7 protein-coding genes are annotated in these 8,991 nt (G+C 68.1%); 3 read left to right on the forward strand and 4 right to left on the reverse strand.

All coding sequences use genetic code 11. The features are described from left to right. Positions 1-454: 454 nt before the first annotated feature. Positions 455-1,867, reverse strand: a complete 1,413-nt coding sequence (locus KUL97_RS06635) for a DUF2079 domain-containing protein (RefSeq protein WP_217796194.1) — start codon at positions 1,865-1,867, stop codon at positions 455-457. 51 nt (positions 1,868-1,918) lie between these two features. On the opposite strand from KUL97_RS06635, the gene KUL97_RS06640 reads away from it, so the two are divergent. Further along, entirely contained in the window at positions 1,919-3,190 is a 1,272-nt protein-coding gene (locus KUL97_RS06640) for a ChbG/HpnK family deacetylase (RefSeq protein ID WP_254896277.1), read from the forward strand. Here KUL97_RS06640 and KUL97_RS06645 read toward each other — a convergent pair. Next, positions 3,133-4,128 carry a glycosyltransferase gene (locus KUL97_RS06645; protein ID WP_217796195.1) on the reverse strand — a complete coding sequence of 332 codons (996 nt, stop codon included), beginning with the start codon at positions 4,126-4,128 and terminating at the stop codon, positions 3,133-3,135. The genes KUL97_RS06640 and KUL97_RS06645 overlap by 58 nt on opposite strands. A gap of 97 nt (positions 4,129-4,225) precedes the next feature. On the opposite strand from KUL97_RS06645, the gene KUL97_RS06650 reads away from it, so the two are divergent. Next, positions 4,226-4,909 (forward strand): pectate lyase, encoded by a 684-nt coding sequence (locus tag KUL97_RS06650; protein ID WP_217796196.1) that lies wholly within the window; start codon positions 4,226-4,228, stop codon positions 4,907-4,909. Here KUL97_RS06650 and KUL97_RS06655 read toward each other — a convergent pair. Both KUL97_RS06655 and KUL97_RS06660 read right to left on the reverse strand, forming a co-directional pair. Next, the gene (locus tag KUL97_RS06655) at positions 4,875-6,482 is read right to left on the reverse strand and encodes a DUF2079 domain-containing protein (protein ID WP_217796197.1); all 1,608 of its coding nucleotides are present in this window, start codon (positions 6,480-6,482) and stop codon (positions 4,875-4,877) included. The genes KUL97_RS06650 and KUL97_RS06655 overlap by 35 nt on opposite strands. After that, on the reverse strand, positions 6,479-8,521 hold the full coding sequence (locus KUL97_RS06660; RefSeq protein WP_217796198.1) for a glycosyltransferase family 39 protein: 2,043 nt from the start codon (positions 8,519-8,521) through the stop codon (positions 6,479-6,481). Before KUL97_RS06660 ends, KUL97_RS06655 begins: the two co-directional genes overlap by 4 nt. A gap of 181 nt (positions 8,522-8,702) precedes the next feature. On the opposite strand from KUL97_RS06660, the gene KUL97_RS06665 reads away from it, so the two are divergent. After that, positions 8,703-8,991, forward strand: a 289-nt coding sequence (locus tag KUL97_RS06665; protein ID WP_217796199.1) for an iron uptake porin, incomplete at its 3' end; no start/stop codon positions are given.

Below are 8,991 nucleotides of genomic sequence, written 5' to 3' on the forward strand. Positions count from 1 at the left end.
TCAGCCTTGCAGCGCGTTTGGTGGAGTGCTTGGAGGTTTTTGGTGGGTTGCTGGGATGGTTCTGGTGATTTTCAGGTGAGGTCTTGGGAGGCTTCTGGCTTCGATGGCCTGATCGGGCTCTGGTTTTCTTGTGCTGGGCTGTTGTTCTGCAGTTGTCAACGCAAGCAGCTTTGCCTGGAATGCCTCGGGCCTGCGCGCAGGCCAGTTGGGACTCGCTAAAGTGATTGGGTTCCGTCAGCAGTGATGTGGCGTCAGCGCACCTTCGGGTGAACGCCGCCGCCGAATGCATCGCCGGTTGACATCTATCCCCCAAGGAGGAGGTGCCCGTGAGTCACAGTTGTTCTAAGCAGGGTCTGCTGATCGCGGAGAACGCCGGCTGATTTCGGCGCCTGATTCCTAGATCATTCGGTTCCGCGACAGAGCGGACCCGGCGAGAGCCCCCGGAGAGCCAGTGTCAGCTGTGCTCTCCGGGGGCATCGTTTGTCTGGCACAGCTCAAGCCCGCCAGCCCAGCTGCGGCAGCGCCAGCCGGCGGCCTTGGCTTCGCGCAGCAGCTGTTGCTGGCGCTGGCGCGAGGAACCCCAGCCGGGATCGCGGGGATTGAGCAGCAGCGCATCCAGCTCCGCCACTGCGGTCTTGTCGCGGCGTGCCCTTGGAAAGCTCACCTGTTGGCGCTGGCTCAGCTGGGGCACCAGATAGCTGGTGGTGCTGAGGCGTGCCTCGGCTGGCACGGCGGCGATCGCCTCCCGCAGCGCCGGCAGCTGATCCACCCGCTCGAGGTAGGGCCCGGTGAAGAACCAGGGTTTGGCCAGGGCAGCCCAGCACACCACGCTCCAGCCGAAGCGTCGCCAGGGCACCGGCTGGCGCGGCTGCAGGGCCAGCCCATCGATGGCGGCCACCACGGCGATCACCGCAACGGGCAGGCTGTAGTGATGGATCAGGGTGCGCTGGGGCGCCTCCTCTGAAAGCACATTCACCAACACCAGCGGGATGGCCCCAGCCAGCACCGGCAGCGACACCTTCCGCCAGAACGGCGCTACCGCCACGCTGATCAGCAGCAGATACACCAGCCCACCGGCCCAATCCACGTGCTGGATCAGCAGATCGGGCCGGGTCACCAGGTTGAGCAGCACCTGATCGAGGCTGTCGCCCAGATAGGAGAAGAGGGCGCCGGCGGCCTTGGGCCCGGCATCGCTGCCCTTGAGCAGCGGATAGAGCCAGCGGTTGAGGAAGGCAAGCCAGCCCAGGGCCAGGCCGAGGGCGGCGCCCGCCCAGATCCAGCGGCGCCGCAGGGCCTGCTCGATCCCTAAACCCGCCACCACCAGCACCAGGCCATCGCGGCAGCCGAGCAGCAGCAACAGCAGCGCAAACCACAGCCAGGGCCGTTCGGCGCGGCTGGCCCAGTAGCAGCCGGCCAGAGCCGGCATCACCCACACCTCGGGGTGGAAGTCGAACAGGTTGGCGTTGAACACCACCGGCTGCAGCCACCACAGGCCGCAGGTCAGCCAGCAGAGCTTCGGGCTCAGGCCCGCCTGGCGGCCCACCCACCAGAGCGGCAGGGCGGTGAAGCTGAGCGCGGCGGCCTGGCTGGCCAGCAGCCACTGCACGCTGCCCAGAAGCCGATAGGGCAGGGCGGCGCCATAGAGGGCCCAGGCGCCGTGGTCGGCGAGCAGATGCACCCCCTCCATCGAGGAGATCGGCGGCAGGCCGCGGCTCACCAGCCAGATCCACTGATCGAAGAGGCCCAGGTCGTAGGCGTTGCTCTGCAGCAGGGCATGGCGAGCTGCGGCGCAGATCCACAACAGCAGCGCAATCGCCCCACTGGTGAGCCAGAGGTTGCGGGGCGGCAGGCTTCGGCTTTCGGGCATGGCGGATGCTCAGGCGCCGAGCTTCCCATAGGCTGCCGGCCCTGGCCATGGATGGCGGTGGGCGTGCGGGCGAAGCTGGCGGAGCTGATGCGCTATGGCGGCGTGGGGGTGCTGGCCGCGGCGATCCATGCCCTGGTGCTGCTGAGCGGTGAACGCCTGGGGGCGCCGCTGCCCCTGGCCAACCTGCTCGGCTTCCTGCTGGCTTCGGTTTGGGGTTATTTGGCCCATGCCCTGTTCACCTTCCGGGAACACACCGGCGGCAGCACCTTTCCGCGGCGCTGGCTGCTGATCCAAACGAGCCTCAACATCCTGGTGAGCTTGCTGCTGCCCGGCTGGCTGGGCGGCTGGGCCCGCAGCGCTGGCGGCACGCTCGTGCTGGTGTTCACCCCCACGGCGATCAACTACGTGCTCTGGTCGCTGGCGGCACGGCACAGCCGCGCCCGGCGCGCCCGCCAGGCCGCAGCAGGCCCGATTCGATTTCACGCCGATGATCTCGGCCTGCATCCGGCGGTGAACGCCACGCTCCTGGAGCTCTGCGATGCCGGCGCCCTCGATTCCGCCAGCGTGCTGGTGGCTGCACCGGCGGCAGCCGCGGCGGCCGAGGCCTGCGCCCACCGGCCCAACTTTGAGCTGGCTCTTCACCTTTGCCTGAGCGAGGGGCCGCCCGCGGCGGATCCGGCACGCATCCCCGAGCTTCTCGATGATCAGGGCCGATTGGCGCTGGGCTTCGGGCGCTTGCTGTTGCTCGGCTGTCTGCCGCCTTGGTGGCCGCCCCGCCAGCGGGTTGAGGCCCAGCTGGCGCAGGAGCTGGAGGCTCAGATCCGACGTTTTCAGGAGCTCTTCCCCACGCGGCCGCTGCGGCTGGATGGGCACCAGCACGTGCACCTCACGCCGCTGGTGTGGGGGCAGCTGCGCCAGTTGCCGCCTGCGTTGCAGCCGAGCTGGATCCGCAGCCTGCGCGAACCCTGGCCCTGGCGCGGCATTCCCCTGGCGCTGTGGTGGCAGGGCTGCCTGGGCCTCGGGCCGATCAAGTGGTTGCTGCTGCGCCTGCTTAACCGCGGCCGTGCCGCCGAGCTGGCCCGCCGCGGTATCGCCACCAATGCCGGCTTCTGCGGGGTGCTGTTCACCGGCCGGATCGATGCGGTGGTGGTGGCGGCGGCCCAGCGCCAGCTGCGCCCCAGCGGTGGTTTAGTGCTGGCTCATCCGGCCCGCGGCCTGCTCGCCGACGCGCCTGAGCTACAGGCCTATCCCCTCTCGCGCCGTTTCTACGCCTCCCCCTGGCGCGCCCGGGAAGCGGAGGTGCTGATGCGCCGCACCAGATAGGGCGGCCGCCGCTTGCTCTCTTCAAAGATGCGACCGATGTATTCCCCGAGGATGCCGATGCCGATCAGCTGCACCCCACCAAGGAACAGCACCGCCACGATCAGCGAGGCGTAGCCCGGCACATCGATGCCGTGCAGCAGCGTGCTCACCACCAGGAACAGCGCATACACCAGGCTGATCAGCGAGATCACCATGCCCACACCGATCCAGATGCGCAGGGGCAGCACCGAGAAGCTGAAGATGCCATCGAGGGCATAGCTGAACAGCCGCCGGGCGTTCCAGGTGGTGGCCCCGCTGCTGCGCTGCGGGCGGTCGTAGCTGATGTCCACGCTGCGAAAGCCCGTCCAGGGGAACAGCGCTTTGGAGAAGCGGGTGCCTTCGCGCATGTCGGTGAGGGCGCGCACCACCGGTTGGCTGAGCAGGCGGAAATCACCGGCGCCATCCACCAGCTGCACCGAATCGGTGAGGCGGTTGAACAGGGAATAGAAGCCGGAGGCGCTGAGGATCTTGAGGGTGGATTCCTGATCGGCGGCGCTGCGGATCGCCGTCACCATTTCGGCGCCCTCCTGCCAGTGGCGCACCATCTCCGGGATCAGCTCCGGTGGGTGCTGCAGGTCGGCATCGATCAGCACCACCGCATCGCAGCGGCCGCGCGCCTGATCCAGCCCGGCGAGCATCGCTGCTTCTTTGCCGAAGTTACGGGTGAGTTCGATCAGGCTGATCGGCAGGGCCCCGGGCTGATCGCGGCGGGCTTCGATCTCGGCGCGGATCACGGCGGCGGTGGTGTCGCGGGAGCCGTCGTCGATCAGCAGCAGCTGCTCCGCGACGCCCAGCGCTTCGATCGCTCGGATGAACTCCTGAATGCCAGCGGCCTCGTTGAAGCAGGCGGCCACCACCCAGAGGCTCGGCGGCTCGGCGGCGCTCGATGGCGGGGTCATCCGGTAGGCCCGATCGCTCGGACGTGAATGGCGTGCATCAGCAAAGCATTGGCGTTGTTAACGCAGTCTTAAGGTTCGATTCAGTCTTGGTGTACGCATGACTGCGGAGCAGCAGCGCACGATCCACACACCCTGGGGCAGCCTCACCCCGGCGGTGGATCTGGCGCCACTGGTTTACCTGCTGGTGCTCTACGGGCTGGTCTACTTCCTCCCCTTCGGCGTGTTCGAAGCCTGGGTCACCGGTGAAGACGGCCCCGTGGAGTGGCTCCAGTTCGCGGCCTACGCCGGGGCCTGTGGGTGCAGCCTGCGGGTGCTGTGGCTGCGCCGCCGCCAGTGGCGCTCGCTGCAGTGGCTGGCCTGGCTGCTGCTCACGCTGTTTCTCTTCTACGTGGCAGCAGAGGAGATCAGCTGGGGTGAGCGCATCCATGGCTGGGGTGTGGAAGCGTTGCGCAGCATCAACGCCCAGAAGGAAACCAACATCCACAACCTGCCGGCGGTGCAGAACTATCTGCATGTGTCGTTCATCAGTGCAGGGCTGTTCTTTGGCTATGCCGGCTGGCGCTGGATGCCCCGGATCGAAGCCTGGCCGGCTCGGCGCTACAGCCTCTATTTCCTGTTTGTGGCGCTCTTCTACACCTATTTCGATCTGAGCTGGATCAGCCACGCCGAGCGCATCCGTAACGATCAAGAAGGGATCGAGCTGCTGATGGCCGTGGGTCTGTTTCTGCACACGCGCTACTGGGCGTTCAAGCCTGCTTCGCCTCCCGCACAAGCTGCGTGAGCTGCCGTTCCGCGGCGGGAACAACGGGGCCACGGCGCTGCAGGATCACCACGCCATCGTTCACGGCCTGCACGCGATAGCCCTGCTGCGGCAAGGTTTTCAGCAGCCGCAGGCTTCGCTTGAGCGCTTTCTGCTCCTGCGGGAAGGCCGGCGCGTAGCGCTGTTGGTGGTTGAGATCCACGGCGACCCACTCCACGGGCCTGGGCTCGCCTGAGCGGGTTTGATAGGCCGTGTGGTCGGGGAAGCGCACCAGCACTTCGCGAGCCGCCAGGTGGGGAATCAGTTGGTTGCTGGCGGCAACGCTGGCCTCGCGAGGGATCAGCGCCAGGGCGGCATGGGCCTGCTGGGCGTGCTGCCATTGCTGCAGCGGTGAGCTGACCACCAGGGGCTGGAAGCTATCTGGCATCAGCCAGGAGAGGCTGCGATTCGGATTGCTGCCCAGGGTGAACAGCAGCGAAAGCACGATGCAGCCGGCCCACACCCGCCGCAGTCGCCGGGAGGCGAAAAGCTGTTGATGGCGTTCCCACCAGAGGGTGCAACCGGCAAACAGGCCTGGCACTACCAGATAGGTGTAGCGGATGTTGATCGAAAGGGGATTGTTCGAGCCCTGGGCCAGCAGCAAGCCAAGCAGCGGCAGCCCCATCAGCAGCCAGCTGTCGAGCGCGATCCAGGGGATAAACAGCAGGGGTAGGCCCTGGCCCGCCAGATAGAGCAGCGTTTCTCGCGGCGGGCTCAGCAGCTCCTGCAGCAGCACCAGCGGTTGCTGAAGCGCCAGCGCGGCGGTTTCCAGGCTGCTGGCCTGCTTCTGGCCCTGCAGGTACTGACCGAAGTTCTCCACCATGAACCGGCGGGAATTGTCGTGGCTGAAGAGCGGCATCAGCACGTTGGTGACAAGCACAACCCAGCCACCGCCCCACGCGATCAGGGCCAGGGCCAGGGGCCAGCGCGAGCGCTGCCGCACCAGCAGCCAGAGGCCGATGCCCACCAGCACCACGCCGGTGTCTTCCCGGATCAGGGGCAGCAGCAGCGCCGCCGGCAGGATCAGCGCCAGCCGCCGCTCCAGCAGACCCAGCAGCAGCACAAACACGCACAGCGGCAGCTGGCTGAGATCGGTGAAATTGCCCAGGGCGGGCCCGATCACCGCGTTGGCGCCGAAGAAGGCCAGGGTGAGCATCGCCGCCAGATCCGGCTCCAGCCGCCGGCGGGCCAGGCGGTGCAGCACCAGGCCGGCCGCAGCGATCAGAGCCACCTGCAGCAGCGGTAGGGCCCACTTGCCCAGTAGGGCCACCAGCGGCATCCACAGCAGCAGCGTGGGCGTGAAGTGCTGGCCGAGGCGGTGATAGCCAAGGGCGGGGAGCTCAGCGCCGTGCACCACGTTGGTGGAGAGCTGAGAGGAGAGCGTGCTCTCGAAGGGATGGCCGCCCAGCCCGTTCCAGAGCACTTGAAACAGGATGCCCTGATCCATCGTGGCGGCCAGGCAGTGCAGTCGCCACCACTGCAGCGCCCAGCCCAGCAGGGTGAACACCCCTGCGGCCAGCCACACCCGTTGTTCGGGGCTGAGGCGCTGGTTCATGGCTGCTTCAGCTGCTCAGACACGGATTGAACCGCTGCCGGCAAGCTGCTGCGCAGGGCGATTGGGCCGCGTGGGTCGAAGCAGAGGCTGCGACTCAGATCACGCAGGGCGAGCAGCACTGAAGCGGCGCTGGGATCGCTGGCTGGTGTGTCGGCCACCCGGGCGGCACCGCAGCTGCGCCAGCCGGCCAGCTGCACCACGCTTCGATACGCGCTGGGCCAGTGGCCAGGCCCCTCGAGCTGCTCCAGGCGGGCAAACCAGTGGTCGGCCTGGAGCGGCCGGTTCTGCAGCACGGCCAGCAGGGCCAGGCTCCAGAGCGCATCGCGATCGCTGGGGTTGCGCTGCAGTTGGGCGTGGGCCCATTGGCTCACCTCCGCTTGATAACTGAAGCGCGGATCCAGCAGGTGCCAAGGACCAATCGCCGCAAACACAGGCTGCAGGCCTCGGGGGCCCTGCTCGAGCCCGCGGGCCAGGGCGATGAAGCGCTGCTGGAAGCTGCTGGGGGCTCCCGCGCCGGGCTTGCGGCGCCAGAGCTCCAGTTGGCGGCCCTTGCTCCAGGGCCAGGTCTGCACCGGTTCGTAGCGGCCGTCGCGGCGCACGGCACGGCTCAGGGTGCGGGCGGAAGGCCGGGTGGTGCCTTGATCGCCGTTGGCGATCAGCCACCACTGCCCCTGCTCTAGGGCCAGCTCTTGCTCGCCAGGGTTGCGCCCCAGCCGCCGCACCAGGATCTGGCCGCCCTGCTGGCGGCCCAGCAGGGTGAGGCTGTGCTCATTGAGATCGGGGCTGCTGCCGCTGATCAGCAGGGTGGTGGGGGCTTCGCCCACCTGCGCCCGCAGCTGCTGCATCGCCGCCACCACGCTGGAGGGTGGCTCGCGATCCAGCTGGCTCCAACTGGCCTGGGCTTCGATTCCAGCGGCGCTGAGCAGGCCCAGAGCCAGGGCGCCGCCGGCCCAGCGGCTCGAGCGCTGCTGGGCGACCCACTGGCCCAGGGCCCACCAGCCGCGGGCCAGCAGCAGCGCCAGCAGCGGCAGCACCGGAGCGATGTAGCGCTCGTCTTTGTTGGGGCTGAGGCTGGTGCAGAGCCAGCCGCTGATGGCAACGCCCAGCAGCCAGGCCCAGCCGGCTGGCCAGCGCTGGCGCCAGTGGCCCCGTTGCTGCCAGCCCAGCAGGGCTAGCCCCGCCAGGCCGGCGCCGAGGCTGGCGGCACCCAGCTGTTGGCTCCAGAGGCGGGGATACCAAATCAGGCTGCGGGGATCGAGGCTGCCGGGATCGCCTTCAGCCGCGCCGGAGCTGATCACAGCGCGCTCGGTGCCGCCGAGGGTGGTGATCCAGTTGTGCTGCAGCCAGGGCAGCAGCAGCGCCAGCACCAGGGCCAGGGCCGCCCAGGCCTGCCAGCGGCGCTTGGGCTGCCCCTGAGCTTGGCCGAAGCTCCACAGGGCTGGCAGCGCCAGCAACAGCAGGGCGCTCTGTTTGATCAGCAGGGCCGCGGCAATGGCACCGCTGGCCGCCAGGGCCTGGCTCCAACGGCCGCCGCCATCGCGCCGCTGCCAGCGCCACAGCAGCCACAGGGCCAGGCTGCAGCTGGCGGTGAGGGGCATGTCGAGGGTGAAGTCCACCCGCAGGGCGGAGAGTGCAGGCGCCAGGGCCACCAGGGCGGCGGCCAGCAGGCCAAAGCCAGGGGCCAGCAGCTGGCGGCCCCAGCGAGCGATCACCAGCAGCAGCAGGCCGTGCCAGAGGCTGAGGGCCCAGCAGGCGCCATCCACGCTTTCGCCGGCTGCGGCCATCACCGTGCCGCTCACCAGCGAAGCCAGCGGCGGAATCTTGGGAGAAAGATCCAGCAGCCCCTGCCAGCCCGGCCAGCCGCCGCCTTGCAGCAACCCGAGGGCTCGGCCGTGATCGATCGCGCTGTTGAGGTAATCGGCCTGATCCCAGGCGGGCAGCCGTTGATCGGCCTGCAGCCAGGCGCGATCGGCGGCGGTGGCGACGAGCCAGAGGACTACGAGCAGTAGCCACCACAGCCAGGGCGAGCGCTTGAACACAGGCAGCGGTAGGGCGGCGGACTAGGAGAAGTCTGCGCGAGTCGCGCTAAAGGGCCTATTTGGTATCGGTTGCTACATGCCATTGGGCTTTGTGGCACAGGAGCCCTGTGTTCCCCATGGCATGGCTTGCAAAATGGCCACACGGCGCGTTGCGCCCAATTCCTCTTTTGGTGTGAGGACCATGAAACTGTTCCAGAAGCTTCTTCTGGCGCCTGCTGCCCTGGGCCTGATGGCTCCCGTGGCTGCATCTGCCAGCGAACTCAACATTGCTGGCGTCAGCCAGTACGGCTCTGAGGAGCAGGTGACTTCGATCACCCAGTTCTCCGACGTGCAGCCCACCGACTGGGCTTATCAGGCTCTGAGCAACCTGATCGAGCGCTACGGCTGTGTGGCCGGCTACCCCAACGGCACCTACCGCGGCAGCCGTGCGATGACCCGCTTTGAAGCGGCCGCCCTGCTGAACGCTTGCC

The sequence above is a fragment of the Synechococcus sp. HK05 genome (genome assembly GCF_019104765.1).
Classification (GTDB): Bacteria; Cyanobacteriota; Cyanobacteriia; order PCC-6307; family Cyanobiaceae; genus Vulcanococcus.

Excerpts from the sequence above, each read along its gene's own strand:
- KUL97_RS06645 (WP_217796195.1), bottom strand. The coding sequence starts at position 4,128 with ATGACCCCGCCATCGAGCGCCGCCGAGCCGCCGAGCCTCTGGGTGGTG.
- KUL97_RS06635 (WP_217796194.1), bottom strand. The coding sequence starts at position 1,867 with ATGCCCGAAAGCCGAAGCCTGCCGCCCCGCAACCTCTGGCTCACCAGT.
- KUL97_RS06640 (WP_254896277.1), top strand. The coding sequence starts at position 1,919 with ATGGCGGTGGGCGTGCGGGCGAAGCTGGCGGAGCTGATGCGCTATGGC.
- KUL97_RS06650 (WP_217796196.1), top strand. The coding sequence starts at position 4,226 with ATGACTGCGGAGCAGCAGCGCACGATCCACACACCCTGGGGCAGCCTC.
- KUL97_RS06655 (WP_217796197.1), bottom strand. The coding sequence starts at position 6,482 with ATGAACCAGCGCCTCAGCCCCGAACAACGGGTGTGGCTGGCCGCAGGG.